Genomic DNA, 21272 nt, shown 5'->3' with positions numbered 1-21272 from the left:
TTAACTCCTAGTCTCTATCAGCGAAATTTGTTGAATAGGAACATGATGAGCGACAGTACGATACTTACCACAATCGACGTGACGATCGGAAAGTAGACTGTCGTGTTCCCTTTCTTAAAGACGATATCTCCTGGCAGTCTGCCAATGAACGACATGATGATGCCGATCGCGATACATACAACGCCTATAAGAATAAAGATTTTTCCAATGCCGGTCAAGTGCTTGGCACCTCCCGGTTAAAATGGGCATAAGCGAGCGGGGTGACGATCCGGCCGCGCGGTGTCCGCTGAATGAACCCGATCTGCAGGAGATATGGTTCATACACATCCTCGATCGTCTGGGATTCCTCCCCGATTGTCGCACTGATCGTATCGAGCCCGACCGGTCCGCCTCGGAACTGGTCCATGATGGTCGTCAAGAGTTTATGATCGATGTGATCAAGACCTTTTTCATCTACTTGCAGCTGATTGAGTGCTGCATGGGTTGTTTCCTGTGTGATGCGGTCTTCTCCTTTGACCTGGGATATATCACGCACTCTTTTCAAAAGCCGATTGGCAATCCGCGGAGTCCCCCTTGAACGCAATGCCACCTCATTGGCAGCAGACGGTTCGATTTCGACATCGAAAATAAGAGCTGTCCGTTCCACGATGCTTGCCAAGTCTTCCGTATTATAAAATTCAAGGCGGCTCAACACGCCAAAACGGTCCCTTAAGGGAGCAGATAATAAGCCAGCGCGCGTTGTGGCGCCAACCAATGTGAACGGTGGTAAATCCAAACGGACACTGCGGGCACTGGGTCCGGTCCCGATGACAATGTCCAGGCAGAAATCCTCCATGGCCGGGTACAGTATTTCTTCGACCGCACGCGGCAGACGATGGATTTCATCGATGAACAGCACATCTCCTGCTTCCAAAGAACTCAGTATAGCTGCCAGATCCCCGGCTTTCTCAATCGCTGGTCCGCTCGTTGCCCGGAACTGCACCCCCATCTCATTGGCGATGATCGATGCCATCGTCGTCTTTCCCAAACCAGGAGGTCCGTAAAGCAATACATGGTCAAGCGGTTCATCGCGCATCTTCGCCGCCTCGATGAAGATCGCCAGGTTCTCCTTTGCCTTATGCTGGCCGATGTATTGTTTCAATGTGCTCGGGCGCAAACTGAGCTCGATCACTTCGTCTTCCTGCTTCAATTCGTTCGTAATCATGCGATCTTCCATCTTCGCACTCCTTTATTTCTTTTGACTTAACAAAGCCAAGCCTTTCTTGATCAAGTAGTCAGCACTGTCACTGTCTTCCTTTTTAAGCTGCGGCAAAATAGCCTTGATCTCGCGCTCCTGATAACCAAGCGCTCGCATCGCATCTTCTGCATCCTCCAGCGCAATGCGTTTCTTTGCTGTATTGCTTTGGGTTCCTGCAGAAGCCTCGATGGCTGTGAGCGAAACCATATAGACGAGCTTGCCCTTCAGATCGAGTATCATTTGACGCGCCGTCTTCTTACCGACACCTTGGAAGCTTGTCAGGAATTTATCATCTTCTCGTTCGATGGCAGCCACGAATTCCTCGACATTGACACCAGCAAGAATCTGCAAGGCATTCTTAGGTCCTATACCTGATACTCCAAGCAGTTTTTGAAATAAGAATTTATCCTCTGTATTTTTAAACCCGAATAAAGTCTGGGCGTCTTCCCGTACATAATGATATGTATGGACAAGCGCCTCCTTTCCTTCTTCCATTTGGAATTGAAAAGGATTCGGGCAAATGACTTCATATCCTACACCATGTGCTTCCACAAGCACTGCTTCATCTGTAATTCCAGTAATCTTGCCTTTGACATACGCTATCATGCTGCTTCTCTCCTACCTGAATCAATAACTTCTTCCTAGTTTACCACACAAGCGTATGTTCGTATAAGATTATAGGCGAAAAACAAAAAAAGGACCCCTCCTTCTCAGGAAAGATCCTATTAGCTTGGCAGTGCTTCTATGTCTTTTTTGGAACGGAATGTTTCCAGGACATCTTCATAGACTTCTTTGGATTGAATCCTGATCCCTTCTCTCAGTTGTTTGGCTTGATGGCTTTCCAATTTGCCCTTATTTATCTGGTAGAAAGACTGGACGGCCTGCTGATCAATCGGACGCCCTTCGAAAATCGTCAGCTTTCCTTTATAAATTCCGAAATAGCCATTCTTCTTTAAAGCTGGTGAGATATCCATCACTTCCTGTTTAAACACAACTTGTCCTTCTGTCTGTGAAACAAGCTGCCAGTCATGATAGGTGGACCAGAAATCTTCCATCGCATAGATTTTTTCTCGATGGGTCACCACAGTCTGCTTGCCATCGATATATTGACGCTGCAATACAACCTTCACTTCTACGGGATCCGCTGCTTGTACTGTCATAATTGGAACGATTAAAAGGAAAAGCATGCAAAAGACTAAGAAACGCCTCATGACCTTCCACTCCTATTCCATTTCTTTTCCTTCATTTTTTCCTATTGACAGTTCTTTATCCGATTTTTTTCAAAAAAATTCATTTGACCCACACTTTTTAGGTTTTGTTTTCGATTATATGTGGTAATGGATTAGAAAGTTATAGACAAAGGCGGGATAAAAGTGAGGAACGATGCGCAGCAAAAGTACCTCCACTATGTGGAAGCGAAAAGCGAAGCAAATATGGCGAGCGTTTTCTCAGAAGAAAAAGCGACCCTGATACTTAGAAATCACATACAGCACGCCGGATTGTCCAAAGCAGAAGTACTTGCAATGGAAGATAAGTATCGCCAGGATATGCATCGTATTTTTGAGGAACATGGTATATTATAAATGAAAGCCCCTTCAACGGAAAAAGGGGCTTTTTTTATGTCATTTATTATCCTGTTCATCTCCCGGCAGATCTTGGGCAGGGGAAGGCTCATAGAAATCGGAAAGCGGTGGCTGTACACCGTAAGGGTCTCTGTATTCCGGCTGTACGTCCGGATACTGCGACACTGCAAAAGGTATATCCGGGCCGCAACAGGAGCGCATTGGTGTTTGCGGATAAGGATATGGCACTGCTTGGTCTGGCAGCATAGCAGGATCTTGGTAATTGCCGTCGTAGCGAGAACCATAAGGTGCCCCCATCTGCTGACCTGGCTGGCCTGGCTGGCTTCCTTGCATCCAGTCTCCTTGATGCTGCTGCCCTGGCTGGCTTCCTTGCATCCAGTTTCCTTGATGCTGCTGCCCTGGCTGGCCTCCTTGCATCCAGTCTCCTTGATACTGCTGCCCTGGTTGGCTTCCTTGCATCCAGTCTCCTTGATACTGCTGCCCTGGCTGGCCTCCTTGCATCCAGTTTCCTTGATGCTGCTGCCCTGGCTGGCTTCCTTGCATCCAATCTCCTTGATACTGCTGCCCTGGCTGGCCTCCTTGCATCCAGTTTCCTTGATGCTGCTGCCCTGGCTGGCCTCCTTGCATCCAGTCTCCTTGATACTGCTGCCCTGGCTGGCCTCCTTGTATCCAGTTTCCTTGATGCTGCTGCCCTGGCTGGCCTCCTTGCATATTTCCACCACTTTGCATCGGCATGCTTCCATATGGTGACTGCGGTATTAGCCAGCTTCCATTCATCGGCTGCTGAAAAGATGGATTGCCTTGCATTTGCTGACCTTGATCCCATCCCATGTTTAGCTGTGTCAACGGCTGCATAGGAAGCGCTCCTGCATAACCTTGATTTTGCTGCGAAGCCGGATTTGACCCGCCACCTTGACCCGGCATGGAAATCTGCGGCATCTGAGGCATGATTGGATATGGAGCAGCAGACATATCATCCTCCTGGATGTCTGGTGTATCATGGAATGTTTGAGCTGGTGTTTGCTGCCCTGTGTTTCCTTGAGTCCCAGCTCCTGCTTCTGAGCGGATAACCACTTCTTTTTCTGTTGCTTTGGTTGTTGTCGGTATTTTCAGCTTCATACCTGGCACTGCCAATTCCGGCTCACGAATATGTCTGTTCATTTCCCGCAATTCATCAAAACTGACACCATATTTACTTGCGATACTCCACATCGTGTCGCCTTTTTGCACAATATGAATCTTCAAATCTGAAACTCCCCTTTCATGAACTCAGGCATTACTCCATCATCTTATGCACCAAATTCAAAAAGGTTGAAATAGAAAAAGCCGGCACGTCATAAATTCGCGCCGGCTTTTTCCTTATATGCGTGAATCGGATAGCTTCCGAGCACCGTTAGATTGCAGCCTAATGCTGCAAGTTCCTTCTGAACTCCTTGGAACAAAATATCTTCTGCTTCACAAGACACATCCATGATGAAGAAATAATTACCCAGCCCTGTTTTCATCGGTCTGGATTCGATCTTCGACATATTGATCTTCCGCCAAGCAAAAGCTGCCAATACTTGATGCAGCGCTCCAGCATAGTCGTGCGGAAGGGTGACGTATAATGACGTTTTTCTCTGGTCCCCAGAACCGATTGTCGCCGGGACATTGGTCTCTTGTTTTGCCAAGACGAAAAAGCGTGTATGATTGTTCGCATAATCATGGATATCTTCTCGCAAAATCGTCAGACCGAATTCTTTGGCAGCCAGTTCATTGCCGATTGCTGCAGCAGGCTCCTCCATACCAGCAACCATCTCCGCTGCGGTACCAGTGGAAGAAGTCGCATGGGTAGCTGCTTGCGGGAGCTGTGTATGCAAGAATTGATGACATTGCGCAATTGCATGACTATGGGAATACACCGCTTCTATGTCATGTAACGCAAGCTTTCTATTCGTCAATAAGTGCTGCCGGATCGGAATGACAATTTCCCCGATAATCGGCAGTTTTACTTGATGAATCAAATAGTCCATCGTAATAGGGACTGTACCTTCGATTGTATTTTCGACTGGAACGACACAATAATCCATTTCCCCATTTGCGACAGCATCCATGCATTGCGGGATTGTCGCATAGCTGTATGCTTTTTCATCAGGGAACAAAGCATCAACTGCCATTTTCGTAAACGTTCCCTTTGGTCCTAGATAACTGATCTTCATCTTCCTCTGCTCCCTTGCCTAAGCTTCCGAACTCAAAATCTCCACTTTATCTACATATTCCAATGCACGAAGTTCATCCAGCAATGACTGGATATCGGTGTGCATGCCAGACGTATTCAATGATATGGTCACATTGGCTCTTCCTTGCAAGGGAATCGTCTGGTGAATCGTCAGGATATTCCCCCCGGATCTGGCTACGATGGCCAATAACTCCGAAAGGGTACCTGTTCGGTCCTCCAAATGGAAGAAGAGCGTGATCATCCGCTGCTTCACCATGGCCCGAAACGGAAACACTGCATCCCTATATTTATAGAACACACTGCGGGAAAGGTCGACCTGCTGCACGGCATCGAAAACTGAAGCAACCTTATTGCGCTCCAGCAGTTCCTTCGCCTGCAGTGTCTTTTTCATCGATTCCGGCAGTACATCACTGCGTACGAGATAAAATTGTTCTTCCTTCTCTGCCATGCTCTCCCCACCTTGGCTTACACTGAATCAATCGATAAATTCGAACTCATATTCCAATAGACGGATTACATCGCCATCTTTGGCGCCGCGCTTGCGCAATGCTTCATCCACGCCCATAGCACGCATCTGTCTGGCAAAACGTCTTGCCGCTTCATCTCGATTGAAGTCCGTCATCTTGAACAGTTTCTCGATCGGTTCTCCATACAAGACATACGCTCCATCCGGATCTCGTGTGATTTCGAATGGCTTCTCCGATTCCTCGAAACGATAGACGACACGTTCTGTCTGATCCTCTACCGGTTTTTCGATTTTCGGAATCTCGTCCAGCTTGTCTGCGATGGCATACAGGACATCCTGGAGTCCGTCACGGGTAATGGCGGATATCGGGAACACTTCGATGCCTTCGGGGATTTTCTCCTTGAAGACAACCAAATTCTCCTCCGCTTCCGGAATATCCATCTTGTTGGCGATGATGATCTGCGGGCGTGATGGCAGATCATCATTATATTCCTCGAGTTCTTTATTGATGGTCACATAATCATCATACGGATCCCGGCCTTCTGTCGATGCCATGTCAATCACATGAACAATGACACGCGTCCGCTCGACGTGACGCAGGAACTGGTGACCAAGGCCGATTCCTTCATGTGCGCCTTCGATCAATCCTGGTAAGTCAGCCAATACAAAGCTGCGCTGATCTTTCGTTTCCACAACGCCCAAATTCGGCGCAAGTGTCGTAAAGTGATAATCAGCGATTTTTGGCTTAGCTGCACTCACGACGGATATAAAGGTGGATTTCCCTACACTCGGGAAGCCGACCAGCCCGACATCGGCAATCAATTTCAGCTCGATCTGCAAATTACGCTCCACACCTGGTTCACCATTTTCCGCAAAGTCAGGAGCAGGGTTGCGCGGCGTGGCAAAGCGTGAATTCCCACGGCCTCCGCGACCTCCTTTTGCGATGACGGCTTCCTGTCCCTGTTTCGTCAAATCTGCGATCAATTCCCCGCTATCCTCATCACGAACGAGCGTTCCCGGTGGTACAGGCAGGATGAGCGGTTCCGCGTTTTTGCCATGCTGGCCTTTACTCATCCCGTTTTCACCGCGTTTTGCTTTAAAATGACGCTGATAACGGAAGTCCATCAACGTGTTCAATCCTTCGTCGACCTTGAAAATGACATCTCCGCCATTACCACCGTCCCCTCCGGCTGGACCTCCGAGTGGAACATACTTCTCTCTACGATAAGCAACTAGGCCATTGCCGCCGTCGCCTGCTTTTACAAATACCTTGACCTGATCTACAAACATAGTTTCACCTCATCAATTACACGTCAGTACGATGGTACAGCGTGATTTCTTCTCTGGTAATGATTCGATCTTCACTTCCAGGACATCGTCTTTCTGGCCGATCATCTGCAGATTATCCCAGCCTGTGAATGCTCCCGAAAACGTCAGTTCGATGATTGGTTCGCCTTCCCTTGTCCGGATATGAAGCAGACCTTCATATAATTCCATTTCCTGTGCGCTATCACTTAATGCATCCACTACTGCTTCTAATTTTTCTCGGATCTTCTTGTCATATTCCCATATTTTCGGTATGGAATCATCCACTTGGAATTTAATCCGGAACTGGGTATAAGTCCAATTGAAAGAAAGGACCCAGATTAAAGTCTCTGGAATGTTCAAATTGGAGAGCTTACGTTCCTCATCCGCCAATCGGATCGATTCCTCGATTTTTTCTTGTACCTTTTCATCCTTGCCTAATTTGGAATAGCTATGTAGGAGTTGGAGCCGATTCATCCATTCATGGCGTGTGTATCCTAACAGCGTCATCACTTCATGGTATTCCAACTGTATTCCTCCTTTACGAAGAAGTCGTCGAGAGGGCAACGCTTCTTCATCAACAATATGTGGTGCAATTAGATGTGGATTAGAAAAAAAGACCCTAACCCGAAGGCTAGAGTCTCTCTCGCAAACATTAAGCTTCTTGAGCTACCGGATATACGCTGACCTTCTTGCGGTTACGGCCGTAGCGTTCGAATTTGACAACACCGTCGATTTTAGAGAACAAAGTGTCGTCGCCTCCTTTTCCAACGTTTGTACCTGGATAGATTTTTGTACCGCGTTGACGGTAAAGGATAGATCCGCCAGTTACAAACTGACCGTCAGCGCGTTTAGCGCCTAGGCGTTTGGATTCAGAGTCACGTCCGTTTTTGGAGCTACCAACACCCTTTTTGGATGCGAAAAACTGTAAATCTAGACGTAGCATAGTGGTGCACCTCCTTATTGTTCGATGATTCTTATATGCTTCCCATAGTCCTGTTCAATCGTTTGGAGCGAGACGAGCATACCTTCCAGTAAAAGAGACGCTTTATCAAGCTGCTCCTCGGACAAGTGATCGGGAAGTACTACTCGTAGATACCCACCGTCGCCGCCCTGCTCTACTTCTGGCTCAAACTCACCGAGAACGAAAAGGCTGTTCGCTGCCCCGAAGCTGACTGCCGAAACAGCTGCACACACAAGATCATAGCCATAAGGGCCGCTCTCCGCATGTCCACTAAGCTCAAAGCTGTGAATATCCTCGTCAACACGGTTTATTGTAACAGTTATCATGGTTCGCCTTACGCGTTGATTTTGCCGATTGTCAATTTAGTATAAGGTTGACGATGGCCTTGTTTGCGTTTGTAGTTTTTCTTCGCTTTAAACTTGATCACGTTGATCTTTTTAGCGCGGCCTTGCTTCTCAACAGTTGCAGTAACCGTCGCACCTTCAACGAATGGAGCACCGATTTTAACATCGTCGCCACCAACTACCAATACTTTGTCAAAAGTAACTTCCGCACCGTTCTCTCCGTCCAATTTCTCAACGTAGATAGTTTGTCCTTCTGTTACTTTAACTTGTTTTCCACCAGTTTCAATAATTGCGTACATAACGCACCTCCTCTTAAACTCAGACTCGCCATCACAGGCGCTCGTAAGCTTGAAACCTGATCTGCGCGGTTGTAGCACGGGTGCTAACCTCGTGTAACATATTGATGTTATCATATATCAAAAAAGATTGTCAAGACTCTCCAGACCATCTCTTTTCACAGTATCCCAATCTGTCTCTGTCAATGCTAGTTCATCAGTCTCCACAAATCTTGCAAACACAGCTGCATGAACAGGACTGGTGTTTGTCAGGCGCAGGAAGTGCTTGATATGTTCCTTCTTGCCCGACAGAATATATGTCCTGTCTGCTGACAAATTGCTGATTTCCCGCTCCAGCTGGAAGCATGTCGTCTCAAAGGAAAGATTTCTGCTGATCGGGGCTTGGAGCTGCTCCATTAAGGACGGCCGCTCCCGCTTACGCGACATTTCCAAGATGCCTAGCTTCGTGAAACCATATACTTCCGTCCGCCGGGAATCCTGCTGGAGTGCTTGACGAAATGTTTGCAGAACAGCTCGCTTTTGCTCCTGACTCTTCATGGATACAAAATCGATGAGGATGATCCCAGACAAATTGCGCATTCGAATTTCCCGGGCAATTGCTTTTGCAGCCAGCTGATTGACCATTACGGCTGTTTGATGCTTATCTGAGTGTCCTGTATAACCAGCACTGTTCACATCGATGATTGTCATCGCTTCCGTTTGTTCGATATGCAAAGTGATGCCTCTGTCGATGCTTACAACCGGTGAAATAAGCTGCTCCCAAAGGACCGGCAGCGGCTGGGGAAGAAGCGCATCCGCATCCCGCTCCCATCTGACTTTCTCTGCGTACTCGGGAAATTGTCCGCGAAGCTGTCTCGCTTGGAAACCATCATCCACTACGATTTCACCTAAAGTACCGGCTGACATGCGGCGGAGCAGCTGATCCGGAATGAGAGCATCCCGGAAGATTTCAGCTGGAGCTGCAGAATCATCTTCCGATAACGCATACCACTTCGTCCGAAGCCGCTCCAATTCTTCCAATAACGCTTCATCCGTTGATTTATTTGCTTCAGTCCGTACGATGACACCTTCACCCGGCTTTAGCAATTCGGTCATTTGTGCCTTCCATTTCCCTGCTTGCTCTTCCGGCAATTTCTTGGAAACAGCTACATAGTTTCCATTCGGTAAATAAACGAGTGCCTTACCTGGGATGGTTATAATCGCAGATAGCTTTGCTCCTTTGGTTCCGTATGCATCTTTTTGAACCTGGACAAAAAGTGTTTGCCCTTCACGAATTGCCTGCTCGATGCGGAGCGACGGATCCTGCTTACATGCCGGTATTTCCTGTCGCTGCAAAAAACCTTGCCGCTTGTCCCCGAAGTCGACAAACGCCGCCTGCAGGCCATGATCCACATGGCGGACGACTCCTTTAAAAATGCTTCCGACTTTCGAATTCATTCCAGGACGCTCAAGAAAGACCTCTTGTACTTGTCCGCGTTTCACCGTCAGCGCTACTTTTTCTGTTCCTTTATAAAGTATATATAATGATAGCATCGTTTTCCTCACTGTCTATTTTGTCGCAGAATATCCCCCACCGTACAACGTACTTGTTTCCTTTTGAAATACATATCACTGCATTGCTGCTCATCCAGTACAGCATTTTTTTCCTTCACCACGATCATATGCCGTCTATTTCTTCTGTATTGGGAAAGCACATCCAGAAGAGCTGTCTTTGAAGTAGCAAAAATCGGGGTGCTGATTCCGCCAATCGGTCCGTATGTAGCACGCTGCAGCAAGAAACGTAAAAACACATAATAACGTCGTTTCCATTCTAGCCGATTTTCCCACATTAGAAAACAAAGAAGACTGACTGTACTTAATGTGAATGGCATCGCCATGCATACATAAAGAAGTGCAGCTGCCCCGATCACCCAACTGGTGAGAATAAGGAGTGTATGAGCTTTCCGGTAGGGCAGCTGCAAAGACAGGATCAGTCCGATCAGTTTGCCTCCATCAAGCGGCCAGATCGGCAGCAAGTTGAAGAGAAGGATGTTTGTATTGTACATCAAAGCAGTTTCCAGCACAGCCTCTGGTACAGATGTGGCAGTGAGTCCATATATAACACCATACAACACAAGATGAACGGATGGCCCAGCCAGGATGACTATCGCCTCTTCCAGCCCCCTCCGGTTTCCATGCTCATCTGTTTCCATCACACCGCCGAACACCCATAGCATGATCCGGCGGATGCGCCAGCGGAAATGACGTGCCGCCAGGAAATGCCCCAGCTCATGCAGGAGAACGATGACGAACAACAGAAGCACTTCCATGAGCATCCCAGTCAGTATTGCAAGGAGCAAAAATCCCCAGAATACCGGGTGAAGGTGAATAGGCGGGAGCCAGTTATGGCGCGTCAACCGGCGTCTCCTGGATTGGGTTCAAATACCTGTTCCCCTGCTGCAGGGCGAAATAGACAGATTGGGCATTCTCCTCATTCGGCACGAATTCCCCGATCTTTTCATTGACCCCGATCCGCTGGTATTGATTCACTTCAAGGGCATGCAGATGGCCATAAATACTCTTGCTCTTATCCGCATGCTGAAGGATGATAGTCTTCCCTGTTTCTTTGTCATTTCCTGCAAAAATAACGATTCCTTCGTCTACTGCCACTACATCACTCTGCTGATCCGACTCGATCAGGATGCCTTCATTTGATTCCTCGAACGGCTGCACGACAGTCCCATTCACCGGCATTGCCTGTCCCTCGACAGGAACGTCGCTATCAGCCCCAGGATTAATCGCCACCGGATCACCAAATCGTTCCTGATACCAGCTATTGACGGTGGCAAAAGGGAACTCTTCGGTCAGGGCAGTGAGCACTGTCCCCTTTGTCTTCTCGATTATTGGATGGTCCGCCTGTAAATAAAGCGCAGTACCAAAAAACAAACTGGCAGAGATGATCAGCCTGAACATGAAGCGGGAAGCAAACTTCGAGTTATCCTGTGAACTTGGAGGGTCATATTTTGGAGTAGGCGGGAACCCATGTGATTCCTCCTCATCAACAGTAAAAGACCTTACTGTATCCGCCATGCCTTTTTGGATTTGTTCCCCTTTCCGACGTTTACGCTCAGCAATCCCTTTTCGTACCGCATGCAGATTCTTTCCCATAACAAACCCCTCTCTCACTCTTTGTACAAGTCTATGAAGAAAGCGGACAAGTTATTAAAACAAGCGAAAAAAGCCTCCCAATGAGGGAGGCATCAATCACTTAGGCATAGCTGCCAACAGGAAACGATGCTGTCTGACATCCAGAAAACCGTTCTTTTCAATAAAGAGATGCAAGTCATATAAGGCATCTCGATATGTATTTACAGCGAAATACGGCACTTGCCAAGGAATGGCTTTCAAGTAGTAGACGATCGCTCCGATATCGTAAAAACGCAAAACTGGAAATGCTTCTTCTTGCTCCACTAACGTAAAATGACTTGTAAGATCCTCCGCAGCAGTCCGCAGACTCCAATCCTGATAGCTTGGATTTATGGGTGCACCCAACAGCTGATTAAGCTCAGTACAATCGGTACCTCCTACCTGCTGGGTGAGAAAGATGCCGTTGTGTTTCAGCACTCGGTTCACTTCCACTGCAGCATAAGATTCATGCTTGTTCAAAACAACATCGAATGTATCAGATTGTAATGGCAGTTGATCGTCTGCTTCTATTTGGAAAACTTCCACTCCAGATGGTCCAAGCTTTTTTTTAGCTATTGGCACATTGGGCAGGTACCCTTCTGTTGCCGCTGTGTAGGCAGGTAACGGGAGCAATTTGGACAGGAATTCTCCGCCTCCCGTACCCATATCGAGCAAACTTTCCGCCCCAAACAGATATTTCCGCGCTTTACTTCCATATGACCAGGGCAATAACTCGTATTGGATACGGCCGGTATCTTCAATGAAAGAAAAATCCCACCCCGTAAAGGCTTTAGCAGCATCTTCTAATAATCGATCAAACAATTCCATTATTTCTCCTCCCTTTTACTTGTAAATTAGCATACAAACAAGCGAGGAGGAGAACGTATTTTGTGATCACGACGTTGTTATGGCTGATGCTCCTTGTCCATAACACCCTCCTTTTTCCTGATTATAACAAAAAAGACCAGCAATATGCTGACCTTTATTGATAATGCATCTTTGGAATCGGAAGCTGCCATTTCCGGTGGAAGGAATAAATCCGCAGAAAAATGATGACTGCAAACAATCCATAAAGCAAGAAAGGATGATCAGCAGCTCCAAGCCCGATGACAAGCCCTGCCAAAGCAGCCCAGCTTCCATAGATCTCCACTTTGAATACATACGGTTTCCTGCCTGCCAGTACATCACGCAAAATACCGCCCCCGCTCCCGGTCAGAAAAGCTGCAACCATGATTGCAAGCAGACTATGATTCAAACTGGCAGCGTGCAGCGCACCCTGAATGGCAAATGCCGCCAAGCCGATCGCATCGGCATACAAACCAGCCTTTTTCCATGAATAACTGACCCATTTAGGAAAAATGAGAATCACGGTAATCGAAAGGAAAGATATATAGAATAATGTCGTTTGGGACCACAAATAGGAGACCGGCAAGCCAATAAGCAGATTACGGATGGCCCCTCCGCCAAAAGCAGTCACAAAACCTAAAATATATACGCCGAACACATCATATTTCTCGTCCATGGCGACGAGGGCACCACTGATGGCAAAAGCAGCAGTACCGATGATACTAAAAATATCCCATGTCATGTTGTACATTCCCCTTGTTCGTAATAGCAAAAAACTCGCAACTCAAACGAGAGCTACGAGTTCATTATAAGTTCATTTACTCTTGGAAAAAAGCTTTTTCAAGCGGCTGAACATGCCTTTTTCACTTTCAAAGTTCATAAGCGGCACGGACTCTCCCAGAATACGCCGTGCAATGTTGCGATATGCAATACTCGCTTTTGTATTCGGATGGAAAGCGACCGGTTCACCGTGATTGGAAGCTTTGATCACCTCATCGTCATCCGCCACAATACCCAGCAAGTCGATCGACAGCACCTGGACTATTTCATCCACTTCCAGCATGTCGCCTTCTTGTACCATATGATTGCGGATCCGGTTGACGATCAGTTTAGGCGACTCGATATCCTCTTGCTCCAGCAAGCCGATAATGCGATCTGCATCACGTACACTCGGTTTCTCCGGTGTGGTCACGACAATTGCTTTATCTGCTCCCGCTACAGCATTCTTATAACCCTGCTCGATACCGGCTGGACAGTCGATAAGAATGTAATCGAATTCCGGCTTCAGCTCGGCTACGATTTTCTCCATCCCATCTGGTGTCAAATCCGATTTATCGCTTGTTTGGGCAGCTGGCAGTAAGTATAGATGATCGAAACGCTTGTCTTTGATCAATGCTTGCTTCAGCGAGCATCTGCCGACAATAACATCGATGATGTCATAAATGATGCGATTTTCAAGACCCATCACAACATCCAGATTCCGAAGACCGATATCCGTATCAATCAAACAAACTTTTTTCTCCATCAGTGCAAGCGCTGTTCCCAGATTGGCCGAAGTAGTCGTCTTTCCTACTCCTCCCTTACCGGATGTAATAACGATTGCTTCACCCATTTAACATTCTCCTCTCGAAACTGCTGATGCCTGGACGTTTGCGGATCACTGCCTGCAAACGATCGATGATGATTTTTTTCTCTTCCTCATCGACGTGTCCGCATTCCATATAAACACCATCCGACTCATGATCAGGCGCACGGCTGATATAATTCGCTATACGAAGCTGCGTCGGATTCATATAAGAAGCAGCGATGACAGCATCAGCGTTGCCATCCTTTCCAGCATGCGCAATTCCAAGCAGATTCCCCATGACAAATATATTCCCGGTAGCCGTCACACAGCCACCTGGATTTACATCGCCAAGAAGGAGCAAATCACCCTTTACTTCCAGCACTTGACCAGAACGGACGACGCGGCTGACAGCCTTTACCTCAGCCTCTTCTTTCCATTCATTGGCCGCTTGCTTCGTAATGACATCAGAATGGATCGATTCGATCCGCAGGCGCTGCTTGCTCGTAATCATCCGACGAAGGGTTTCCTCCTGCTCTTCGTACAAATACCTGTTGCCTAATTGAATATGTACTCCGACAAGATGATCAGCAGAATCGATGCGATTGGCTTCAAGCTTCTCTTCCAATTCCTTCAGCAATTCCTCAAAAGAACAGGCATCATCCATATGCAAGGTCAGCCCTTCCCGGGTACCTTTGATCGTGATGATTTGTTTGTTTCCAATCAAGATGGTCACCTCCGTTCGTCGTCTGATTTTCTTCTCTATAAGCTAGTCGTTCTTCTAAGCTGCGAATCGGACCATTTCTGCAGAGGCTTTTGGAAAATCAGATACAAGATTACAAGCATGATAAGGTTGGCGCCAAGCGTCGGCAAGAGACGCTGCAATAAATAAGCGCCGAATCCGATCGGCGTGATGCCGATAAGATGATAAATAAGATATCCGATGATATCGGCAAAAACGATCGACAGCATCCCAAGCAGCGCAGCCACAAAAATATTGCCATGCAGCACTCTGCGAAGTTCCAGTATCAAATAGATGCTCATGCCATAGGTGAACATATAAACGCCCAGCATATCGGTATAGACAATATCTTTCAGCAGCCCGAATATAAGCGCGTATAACAGGCTGTAATACGAATTATCCAAATCATACAGCATGGCGACCAATACAAGGAATAGAAGACTCCAGTGCGGAATCAGCCATGTGTCACCGCCGATGAACTGCTCCGGCAGCATGGCGGTGGCCACACCCTCCAGTGACACGATCAAAAGCATGATGAGAGGCAGATACAATTTCTTCATTACAGCCCCTCATCTCCGTTAGCAGAAGAAGCATCTTCTGAAGCCGCATCTACGACGATCACCTTATCGATGTCATATAAATCGGCAGTCGGTTTTACACGAACAGTCTGCGACAGGCCATATTGGTCAAGTTCGACGGAATCGACTTCCCCAATTTGAAGACCTTCAGGGAAGACACCACCCTTACCGGATGATGTTACAAGAGAGCCTTCTTTTACCTCCAGTTCCGGCTTCACGCCTGTGAACAACAGCATACCGTCCTTTTCATCATAGCCTTCGATCAACCCGAAGATGGTATCTTGCTTTTCGCCATCCTCGTTTTCTTCACCAGTGATTTGGGCAGAAATACGGTTTGTCTCACTGAAACCGCTCAGCAATTGAACGGAAGCTGTGCTGCGGCTGACATCCTCAATCTTGCCGACCATCCCGCTGGAAGTCATGACAGCCATATTCGCCTCGATACCATCATCTGAACCTTTATCAATCGTAAGCTGGTCAAACCATGCTTCGGGACTGCGTACGATCACATCGGCTGGAATCGGATCATAATCCATCGACGTGTACTGATTAAAGGCTTCATTGGATTCTTTCAGCTCGTCATACTGCTTCTCGAGTTCCTGATAACGAAATAGCAAGCCCTTATAATCGTCCACTTTCGATTTCAGCACCTGGTTTTCTTCGTAGGTGTTCTTCAAATCTTTAATATTCGTCAGTACCGTCGAAGTGAATTGTGCAGGCTTGGAGAAGATATTCTGCACAAAACCGACAGTATCACTAATTATTTGTTCTGGTAATGTCTGGCTGCTCCGATCCCTGGTTGAAAAGCCGATCAAGCCAACTAAAATGATGATCGCAATCAGGAAGAGGAACATCCGTTTTTTCTTAAAGAAATTCATAACTCACCCAACTCAATTTTTAGTAGCTTTGGAAAATACATGTGGATGGGAACGGAAATGCTCGATGAATTCCAGTGACTTACCAGTACCGATGGCCACACTATCAAGCGGGTTTTCCGCTACAAAAACCGGCATTTTCGTCTCTTCACTGATGACGCTGTCCAAATTGCGAAGCAGTGCACCTCCACCAGAGAGAACAATACCGCGATCCATGATATCGGCTGCCAATTCTGGCGGTGTTTTTTCCAATGTCAGCTTCACAGCATCCACAATCGCGCTCACTGTATCCGCCAATGCCCCGGAAATTTCCTTCGCGCTCACGCTGATCGTCTTCGGCAGACCTGTCAGCAAATCACGGCCGCGAATTTCCGTTTCTTCGTCTGTTTCCGGTACCCCTGCGTGACCAAGATCCATCTTCAACTGTTCCGCAGAACGTTCCCCGATCATCAAGTTATATGTTTTACGGATGTACTGGGTGATCGCTTCGTCCATATCATCCCCAGCTGTACGGATTGATTCGCTCGTTACGATACCACCCAAGCTGATGATGGCAACTTCCGTCGTACCGCCGCCGATATCAACGATCATACTTCCTGTCGGTTCCCATACCGGCAGTCCAGCCCCGATAGCCGCTGCAAAAGGCTCAGCGATAGGGAAAGCATCCTTTGCACCTGCTTGTTTCGTCGCGTCTATAACAGCGCGCTCCTCAACCATCGTGATACCGGATGGCACACACACCATGACATTCGGCTTTTTAGCAAAGGAAGAACGATTGCGCTGTGCTTGCTTGATGTAATATTTCATCATTGTAGCTGTTGTATCATAATCCGCGATGACACCATCTTTCATCGGTCGGATAACACGGATATTTCCCGGTGTTCTGCCAATCATATTACGGGCATCGCCGCCTACTGCTTCCACCTGACCAGTTTCCACATTCGTCGCCACCACAGAAGGCTCACGGACGACTACGCCTTTTCCTTTTACAAAAACCAATGTATTTGCTGTACCTAGGTCGATCCCTAAGTCTTGTGAAAAACTGAATTTCGCCACAATTAATTTCTCCTTTTCCGAGTCCGTTCGTGTTTCAGCAAAGCTGCTTGTCAGCTATGCGCACTTTTCATATATTGTCTCATTATGTTGTACTTTATCATATCAGATATCCATCCAATAGACATAGTTGCAAGGCACTAATACGTACCATCAGAAGAAGCGCCAGCTAGTAAGGTGTACCATGCTAGGCGCTTATCTACAAAGCTAGTATCAATTATACGAGAAAACTAAAAAAATAGATAGTGATTACAGGTATCCTTTTTCCTTTAGGGAAATAAACTTACGGTCACCAATGACCAGATGGTCCAAAAGCTCGATACCGATCATCTTGCCGCACTCTTGCAGGCGTTTGGTGACATGAATATCTTCTTGTGAAGGAGAAGGATCACCTGAAGGATGGTTATGTGCACAAATGATGCTAGCAGCGGAGCGGCGGACCGCTTCACGGAAGATTTCGCGGGGATGGACGATGGAGGCATTAAGACTGCCAATGAAGATTGTCTGACGGTGAATGATATGATTCTTCGTATTAAGGAATAGTACGACAAAATGCTCCTGAGACAGATTACGCATTTCTTCCATTACATAATCCGCTCCATCTTTAGGGCTCCGAACAGTATATCGTTCGGCCGGTTTGTATCGATGCAGCCGCTGCCCGAGTTCGATGGCAGCCAAGATAAGCACTCCTTTGGCCGTGCCGATTCCTTTTATGGCAGTCAGCTCTTCGATTGTCGCATCCCGCAAGAGCTGCAGCCCTTCAAAATGCATCAAAAGCCGCTGAGCAAGCAAAGTGACAGACTCATCCCTTGTCCCGCTCCCAAGCAAAATCGCAAATAGCTCCGCATTGGACAAATGAGCAGGCCCTAGCTCCAGCAGTCTTTCCCGCGGACGATCTTCCTTTGGCACCGATTTTATCGTCATTTCTGTTTGCAGCAAAAAACCGCCTTCCTTCTGACTCGGATTCCTGTGTGGCGACAGGTTACAAAAAGTTTAAGGGAAGACGGCCCGCTATTCAAATTGGTAAATAGAAATTTTATTAATTCTCACTTTCAAATAATGGAGAAATCAGACTATATAATAGAAGTTCCTTACCAATAGTAATATAGATAGCTTTCATTGCCCCTCAGCAGCAAGGGTGGCGGCTTCATGCCAAACTGGCAGCAGCATGCTAGTGGTAAAATTGCCTTGCTCCATCGCAGTTACTGCTTCATCTGATGCTGTTTTGACTGTTGCGGCATCCGCCGGAATTTTCTCCTGCCAAGCTTTCCAAAGAGCCGGATCCTGATTATCGCCTGCTGCAAGCAACACTGCGAGCTCGTCCAGCCAAGCACTGCTGCCTGTCTCAACGGCAGGGTCCCATTGCTTCACATAGCTCTCATAGCCTTGGGCCTGCAGTTGGGAGCCAAGTGTTTGGGCCTCTTCTTTTGATCCAGCCATCCCTGTCAGCAGGAAAAATTGACCTCCCTTTTCCCACAGCACAGCTGGAATTCCGGCATCCACGTATTTCTGAACAACGTCCTGCCCAATGTCTTCCTGATTATAAACGCCACCCTGCACGACATAGGCAGTCAAATCATTAAACGCTCCTGCATTAGCAGCCGCCTCCTTCGTTGCTGCCGGAGCCGCCACGCCACTTGTTTCCGATTCCATACCGGCTGTATAACGTAGCAATAAGAAACCCAGCACGACTCCAATCAAGGCAGCACCAAGGGCAGCTGCCGCCAGCTTCTTCGCCATTGGAGACAATGTTACACCGCTTTTCTCTGATTTTTTCTTATTCAACTGGTCCAGTACCGGCACATCCTTCTCGACAGTGGCAGCTGCTTCTTCGTCATAAAGTGTGTAGCTTCCCTCACCGATCATCTCTTCTTTTGACTGTTGCTGTTGCTCCTTCTGCTTCTTACCGCCAATCTTGACAGAAAATCGCTTTTTCTCTTCCATCCTGGCACCTCTTTTATCATTGATAGGGCTAACTCTAGCACAGCTAAAAATAGAAGTAAGAGAAATGCTGTCGAGACAAAAAAAGAGTGTTCGACAGGATGAACCTATCAAACACGCTTTTCTACGAATTAAGATGCAGGATTATAAGATACCCGTAAAGATATCGTTGCAATATAGCTATTTTCCGAAGCATTTGTCACGTCGATCTGTTCTATTTCGGCTTTACGTTTCATACCATCGACTTCAGTTAGGAATTGGTGCAATGCTTTGTAATCAGAAGAAGTCGTACTTAGTTGATACACATACGCCCCCTCAACATCTGTTTCTGAATCGTTATAGATGGACGTAATCGTCGTATCATTTGCGTTTGCTATTTTGGCTAATTCTTTCAGCAGTTCATTTTCAAGCGGTGCTTCTGGTACTTCCTCTTGTTCGGCAGGAGCTGTTGATGCTTCCAGTAGTCTCTCTTGGTTAGCGACTGCTGTCTCTACTATGTTTGTTTCGGTCTTCATAGGCATGACATAGAGTACAAAACACATCACTGTGAGCAGGATGACAAGCAAAAAGGAAAATAGCATAATTTTACGCCTTTGGGATTCATCCGACCAGTTGATCATTCTGCATTCACCTCACTTGTCCAAGCTGCTTGATCCACTGTGATCGTAAAGACGGCTTGAAAACTGTCTGCTCCTTGTGGCGACAGAGATTGCAAGGAAGCTCGAGATACATAGCCTGTGTCTTGGACCTGTTTAATATAATCCGCAGCCGTATCGGTGCTATTAACCAGTAGTGTAACCGTAATAGGCTCATTGCCAGGGCTGGTGTAGCTGACCAAGTCCGTTTCTTTTGGTGCCAGGGCCTGTAAGCGGTCCATCAATTCAACGCTATATGGAAGTGCTGTTCCGTTATTGCCTGCTAAGGCAGCCGTCTGTTCGTCCAGCAAAGTTTGATTAGAAGCTTGCTTTGCTTGCAGATCGGAAAGCTCCCCTTTTGCAGTCATCAACTGCCACGTGAATAGCACAGCACAAATGAGGATCAGTCCGCCTAGAATACTAAGGAACAGAATCGGAGAGCGCTGCGTATCTGATTGTTTTCGAAGTAAATTGATTTCGAGCATTTCTTCTGTCCCCTTTACAGCTTCTTCATGGATAGTCCAAGCACATCAGCATAAGCCAAAGGCAGTTCGTCCATTATCTCTTGCCGAAATGTGACCGCCTCAATCTGCAGCCGCTGCCGAAGTTCGTTCATCACGTCGCCCAAGTTTTCATAATCTCCGGACACAAGCAGCTTTGTAATACCAGCTTCGCCATTCATCACTGAATAACGGTAAAAGTCCATGAACCGTTCAATTTCTGTAAGCTGTTCTTCCAAATACGCGCCAGCCCGATCTGCTTCCTCTTGATAAAACAAATCCTGCTCCATATGATCTTGCAAATTACCAAAGCTCGTCTGCGGCTGGCGAATGAATAACGGCATTTCCTTGTGGAAAGCAGTAAGAATCAAGCCGCTATGATTCCATTGCAAAAGAAGCAAATGATCCTCAGATGTTTCCTTGTTCTGTTCTATATATAAACGATAAAGAGATAACGAAGCCAAATCTGCAGCAACAGGCTGCAGCCCCGCTTCCTTAAAAGCCTGTTGATAAGCTTCCACACGCTGTCCTGGGTATGCTACCAGCAAAATTGTGTTGCTTTCTTCGCCTTCCTCCAAAACCTCGAAATCCAAGATAGGATCTTCAAATGGCAGCTGAATCATGTGATGTATTTCCGTATAAAGGAACGGTTTGATTTCTTCCAACTTCAATTGTTTCGGAACTTGGTGCTGGCGAAGTGTCACAGCTTGATCCGGCAGCGTGAATAACAGTTCACGCCCCTTCCAGCCCTTCTCTTCCACCAATTTACGGACAGCCTTTATCAGCTGCCCCGCATCCTCCAGTTTTCCCTGGCGGATTGTTCCCTGTGGCAGTTCAATACTGCCGTAAGCATTTCCATTACGGAATCCAACAGGTTCCCCTGTCATAAAACGCAAAACCTTTTCCTGTAAGATAATGTACACTTGTTTTCCTTGCTTCTTGAACATGTTCTTCCCTCAT

At 47.1% G+C, this 21272-nt stretch carries 28 protein-coding genes and 1 other annotated feature; of the genes, 1 reads left to right on the top strand and 27 read right to left on the bottom strand.

The features are described from left to right. Positions 1-17: 17 nt before the first annotated feature. The 4 genes from BLQ53_RS12975 to BLQ53_RS12960 form a co-directional block, all read right to left on the bottom strand. Complete coding sequence (locus tag BLQ53_RS12975; protein ID WP_093727741.1) at positions 18-218, bottom strand: DUF2905 domain-containing protein; 201 nt, start codon at positions 216-218, stop codon at positions 18-20. Continuing rightward, complete coding sequence (ruvB, locus tag BLQ53_RS12970) at positions 215-1216, bottom strand: Holliday junction branch migration DNA helicase RuvB (RefSeq protein WP_093727740.1); 1002 nt, start codon at positions 1214-1216, stop codon at positions 215-217. The genes BLQ53_RS12975 and ruvB overlap by 4 nt, the downstream gene beginning before the upstream one ends. A 12-nt stretch (positions 1217-1228) precedes the next feature. After that, positions 1229-1843 (bottom strand): Holliday junction branch migration protein RuvA, encoded by a 615-nt coding sequence (gene ruvA / locus BLQ53_RS12965; protein ID WP_093727739.1) that lies wholly within the window; start codon positions 1841-1843, stop codon positions 1229-1231. A gap of 119 nt (positions 1844-1962) precedes the next feature. Beyond that, complete coding sequence (locus BLQ53_RS12960; protein WP_093727738.1) at positions 1963-2448, bottom strand: BofC C-terminal domain-containing protein; 486 nt, start codon at positions 2446-2448, stop codon at positions 1963-1965. A 162-nt stretch (positions 2449-2610) separates the two neighbouring features. Here BLQ53_RS12960 and BLQ53_RS12955 point away from each other — a divergent pair, with 162 nt between their 5' ends. Next, entirely contained in the window at positions 2611-2820 is a 210-nt protein-coding gene (locus BLQ53_RS12955; protein WP_093727737.1) for a hypothetical protein, read from the top strand. A 39-nt stretch (positions 2821-2859) separates the two neighbouring features. On the opposite strand, the gene safA is transcribed toward BLQ53_RS12955, so the two are convergent. From safA to pilM, 23 genes are all read right to left on the bottom strand, one after another. Next, positions 2860-4065 carry a SafA/ExsA family spore coat assembly protein gene (gene safA, locus BLQ53_RS19070; protein ID WP_212733368.1) on the bottom strand — a complete coding sequence of 402 codons (1206 nt, stop codon included), beginning with the start codon at positions 4063-4065 and terminating at the stop codon, positions 2860-2862. Positions 4066-4154: 89 nt separating this feature from the next. After that, on the bottom strand, positions 4155-5018 hold the full coding sequence (gene pheA, locus BLQ53_RS12945; protein ID WP_093727736.1) for a prephenate dehydratase: 864 nt from the start codon (positions 5016-5018) through the stop codon (positions 4155-4157). Positions 5019-5036: 18 nt separating this feature from the next. Then, the gene (locus BLQ53_RS12940) at positions 5037-5486 is read right to left on the bottom strand and encodes an ACT domain-containing protein (protein WP_093727735.1); all 450 of its coding nucleotides are present in this window, start codon (positions 5484-5486) and stop codon (positions 5037-5039) included. A gap of 27 nt (positions 5487-5513) precedes the next feature. Then, positions 5514-6794: a GTPase ObgE gene (obgE, locus tag BLQ53_RS12935; protein WP_093727734.1), complete on the bottom strand. Its 1281-nt coding sequence runs from the start codon at positions 6792-6794 to the stop codon at positions 5514-5516. A 12-nt stretch (positions 6795-6806) separates the two neighbouring features. Then, positions 6807-7337, bottom strand: a complete 531-nt coding sequence (locus BLQ53_RS12930; protein WP_093727733.1) for a Spo0B domain-containing protein — start codon at positions 7335-7337, stop codon at positions 6807-6809. A 127-nt stretch (positions 7338-7464) separates the two neighbouring features. Further along, positions 7465-7755, bottom strand: a complete 291-nt coding sequence (gene rpmA, locus BLQ53_RS12925) for a 50S ribosomal protein L27 (protein ID WP_038561650.1) — start codon at positions 7753-7755, stop codon at positions 7465-7467. Between the two features lie 14 nt (positions 7756-7769). After that, a complete protein-coding gene (locus BLQ53_RS12920; protein ID WP_093727732.1) occupies positions 7770-8099 on the bottom strand; it encodes a ribosomal-processing cysteine protease Prp in 330 nt (109 codons plus the stop codon). Positions 8100-8107: 8 nt separating this feature from the next. Further along, positions 8108-8416 (bottom strand): 50S ribosomal protein L21, encoded by a 309-nt coding sequence (gene rplU / locus BLQ53_RS12915; RefSeq protein ID WP_038561656.1) that lies wholly within the window; start codon positions 8414-8416, stop codon positions 8108-8110. Between the two features lie 11 nt (positions 8417-8427). Further along, positions 8428-8497, bottom strand: a sequence feature (ribosomal protein L21 leader region). Between the two features lie 36 nt (positions 8498-8533). Continuing rightward, complete coding sequence (locus BLQ53_RS12910) at positions 8534-9946, bottom strand: ribonuclease E/G (RefSeq protein WP_093727731.1); 1413 nt, start codon at positions 9944-9946, stop codon at positions 8534-8536. Between the two features lie 8 nt (positions 9947-9954). Next, positions 9955-10809 carry a site-2 protease family protein gene (locus tag BLQ53_RS12905; RefSeq protein ID WP_093727730.1) on the bottom strand — a complete coding sequence of 285 codons (855 nt, stop codon included), beginning with the start codon at positions 10807-10809 and terminating at the stop codon, positions 9955-9957. Next, entirely contained in the window at positions 10796-11560 is a 765-nt protein-coding gene (locus tag BLQ53_RS12900) for a M23 family metallopeptidase (protein ID WP_093727729.1), read from the bottom strand. Before BLQ53_RS12900 ends, BLQ53_RS12905 begins: the two co-directional genes overlap by 14 nt. 96 nt (positions 11561-11656) lie before the next feature. Continuing rightward, positions 11657-12406, bottom strand: a complete 750-nt coding sequence (locus BLQ53_RS12895) for a class I SAM-dependent methyltransferase (protein WP_093727728.1) — start codon at positions 12404-12406, stop codon at positions 11657-11659. Positions 12407-12560: 154 nt separating this feature from the next. Further along, on the bottom strand, positions 12561-13166 hold the full coding sequence (locus BLQ53_RS12890) for a trimeric intracellular cation channel family protein (RefSeq protein WP_093727727.1): 606 nt from the start codon (positions 13164-13166) through the stop codon (positions 12561-12563). A gap of 72 nt (positions 13167-13238) precedes the next feature. Then, entirely contained in the window at positions 13239-14036 is a 798-nt protein-coding gene (gene minD / locus BLQ53_RS12885; protein WP_093727726.1) for a septum site-determining protein MinD, read from the bottom strand. Then, entirely contained in the window at positions 14029-14715 is a 687-nt protein-coding gene (minC, locus tag BLQ53_RS12880) for a septum site-determining protein MinC (protein WP_093727725.1), read from the bottom strand. The genes minD and minC overlap by 8 nt, the downstream gene beginning before the upstream one ends. A 35-nt stretch (positions 14716-14750) precedes the next feature. Next, positions 14751-15290 (bottom strand): rod shape-determining protein MreD, encoded by a 540-nt coding sequence (gene mreD / locus BLQ53_RS12875; protein ID WP_093727724.1) that lies wholly within the window; start codon positions 15288-15290, stop codon positions 14751-14753. Then, positions 15290-16186 (bottom strand): rod shape-determining protein MreC, encoded by an 897-nt coding sequence (mreC, locus tag BLQ53_RS12870; RefSeq protein ID WP_093727723.1) that lies wholly within the window; start codon positions 16184-16186, stop codon positions 15290-15292. Before mreC ends, mreD begins: the two co-directional genes overlap by 1 nt. Before the next feature lie 12 nt (positions 16187-16198). Continuing rightward, positions 16199-17239: a rod shape-determining protein gene (locus BLQ53_RS12865; RefSeq protein WP_093727722.1), complete on the bottom strand. Its 1041-nt coding sequence runs from the start codon at positions 17237-17239 to the stop codon at positions 16199-16201. A 246-nt stretch (positions 17240-17485) separates the two neighbouring features. After that, positions 17486-18160, bottom strand: coding sequence for a RadC family protein (radC, locus tag BLQ53_RS12860; RefSeq protein ID WP_093727849.1), 675 nt, complete (start codon positions 18158-18160; stop codon positions 17486-17488). Between the two features lie 192 nt (positions 18161-18352). Further along, positions 18353-19180, bottom strand: a complete 828-nt coding sequence (locus tag BLQ53_RS12855) for an SPOR domain-containing protein (RefSeq protein ID WP_093727721.1) — start codon at positions 19178-19180, stop codon at positions 18353-18355. Between the two features lie 128 nt (positions 19181-19308). After that, on the bottom strand, positions 19309-19797 hold the full coding sequence (locus BLQ53_RS12850) for a hypothetical protein (protein ID WP_093727720.1): 489 nt from the start codon (positions 19795-19797) through the stop codon (positions 19309-19311). Then, positions 19794-20297: a PLP-dependent aminotransferase family protein gene (locus tag BLQ53_RS12845; protein ID WP_093727719.1), complete on the bottom strand. Its 504-nt coding sequence runs from the start codon at positions 20295-20297 to the stop codon at positions 19794-19796. Before BLQ53_RS12845 ends, BLQ53_RS12850 begins: the two co-directional genes overlap by 4 nt. Before the next feature lie 14 nt (positions 20298-20311). Beyond that, complete coding sequence (gene pilM / locus BLQ53_RS12840; RefSeq protein WP_093727718.1) at positions 20312-21259, bottom strand: type IV pilus biogenesis protein PilM; 948 nt, start codon at positions 21257-21259, stop codon at positions 20312-20314. Positions 21260-21272 lie beyond the last annotated feature (13 nt).

Source organism: Terribacillus halophilus, from assembly GCF_900101385.1.
GTDB classification, from domain to species: domain Bacteria; phylum Bacillota; class Bacilli; order Bacillales; family Amphibacillaceae; genus Terribacillus; species Terribacillus halophilus.
This window is presented reverse-complemented; position numbering and strand designations above follow the sequence as displayed.

Excerpts from the sequence above, each read along its gene's own strand:
- ruvB (WP_093727740.1), bottom strand. The coding sequence starts at position 1,216 with ATGGAAGATCGCATGATTACGAACGAATTGAAGCAGGAAGACGAAGTG.
- ruvA (WP_093727739.1), bottom strand. The coding sequence starts at position 1,843 with ATGATAGCGTATGTCAAAGGCAAGATTACTGGAATTACAGATGAAGCA.
- BLQ53_RS12960 (WP_093727738.1), bottom strand. The coding sequence starts at position 2,448 with ATGAGGCGTTTCTTAGTCTTTTGCATGCTTTTCCTTTTAATCGTTCCA.
- pheA (WP_093727736.1), bottom strand. The coding sequence starts at position 5,018 with ATGAAGATCAGTTATCTAGGACCAAAGGGAACGTTTACGAAAATGGCA.
- BLQ53_RS12940 (WP_093727735.1), bottom strand. The coding sequence starts at position 5,486 with ATGGCAGAGAAGGAAGAACAATTTTATCTCGTACGCAGTGATGTACTG.
- obgE (WP_093727734.1), bottom strand. The coding sequence starts at position 6,794 with ATGTTTGTAGATCAGGTCAAGGTATTTGTAAAAGCAGGCGACGGCGGC.
- rpmA (WP_038561650.1), bottom strand. The coding sequence starts at position 7,755 with ATGCTACGTCTAGATTTACAGTTTTTCGCATCCAAAAAGGGTGTTGGT.
- BLQ53_RS12920 (WP_093727732.1), bottom strand. The coding sequence starts at position 8,099 with ATGATAACTGTTACAATAAACCGTGTTGACGAGGATATTCACAGCTTT.
- rplU (WP_038561656.1), bottom strand. The coding sequence starts at position 8,416 with ATGTACGCAATTATTGAAACTGGTGGAAAACAAGTTAAAGTAACAGAA.
- BLQ53_RS12910 (WP_093727731.1), bottom strand. The coding sequence starts at position 9,946 with ATGCTATCATTATATATACTTTATAAAGGAACAGAAAAAGTAGCGCTG.
- BLQ53_RS12900 (WP_093727729.1), bottom strand. The coding sequence starts at position 11,560 with ATGGGAAAGAATCTGCATGCGGTACGAAAAGGGATTGCTGAGCGTAAA.
- BLQ53_RS12895 (WP_093727728.1), bottom strand. The coding sequence starts at position 12,406 with ATGGAATTGTTTGATCGATTATTAGAAGATGCTGCTAAAGCCTTTACG.
- BLQ53_RS12890 (WP_093727727.1), bottom strand. The coding sequence starts at position 13,166 with ATGACATGGGATATTTTTAGTATCATCGGTACTGCTGCTTTTGCCATC.
- minD (WP_093727726.1), bottom strand. The coding sequence starts at position 14,036 with ATGGGTGAAGCAATCGTTATTACATCCGGTAAGGGAGGAGTAGGAAAG.
- mreD (WP_093727724.1), bottom strand. The coding sequence starts at position 15,290 with ATGAAGAAATTGTATCTGCCTCTCATCATGCTTTTGATCGTGTCACTG.
- mreC (WP_093727723.1), bottom strand. The coding sequence starts at position 16,186 with ATGAATTTCTTTAAGAAAAAACGGATGTTCCTCTTCCTGATTGCGATC.
- radC (WP_093727849.1), bottom strand. The coding sequence starts at position 18,160 with ATGACGATAAAATCGGTGCCAAAGGAAGATCGTCCGCGGGAAAGACTG.
- BLQ53_RS12855 (WP_093727721.1), bottom strand. The coding sequence starts at position 19,180 with ATGGAAGAGAAAAAGCGATTTTCTGTCAAGATTGGCGGTAAGAAGCAG.
- BLQ53_RS12850 (WP_093727720.1), bottom strand. The coding sequence starts at position 19,797 with ATGATCAACTGGTCGGATGAATCCCAAAGGCGTAAAATTATGCTATTT.
- BLQ53_RS12845 (WP_093727719.1), bottom strand. The coding sequence starts at position 20,297 with ATGCTCGAAATCAATTTACTTCGAAAACAATCAGATACGCAGCGCTCT.
- pilM (WP_093727718.1), bottom strand. The coding sequence starts at position 21,259 with ATGTTCAAGAAGCAAGGAAAACAAGTGTACATTATCTTACAGGAAAAG.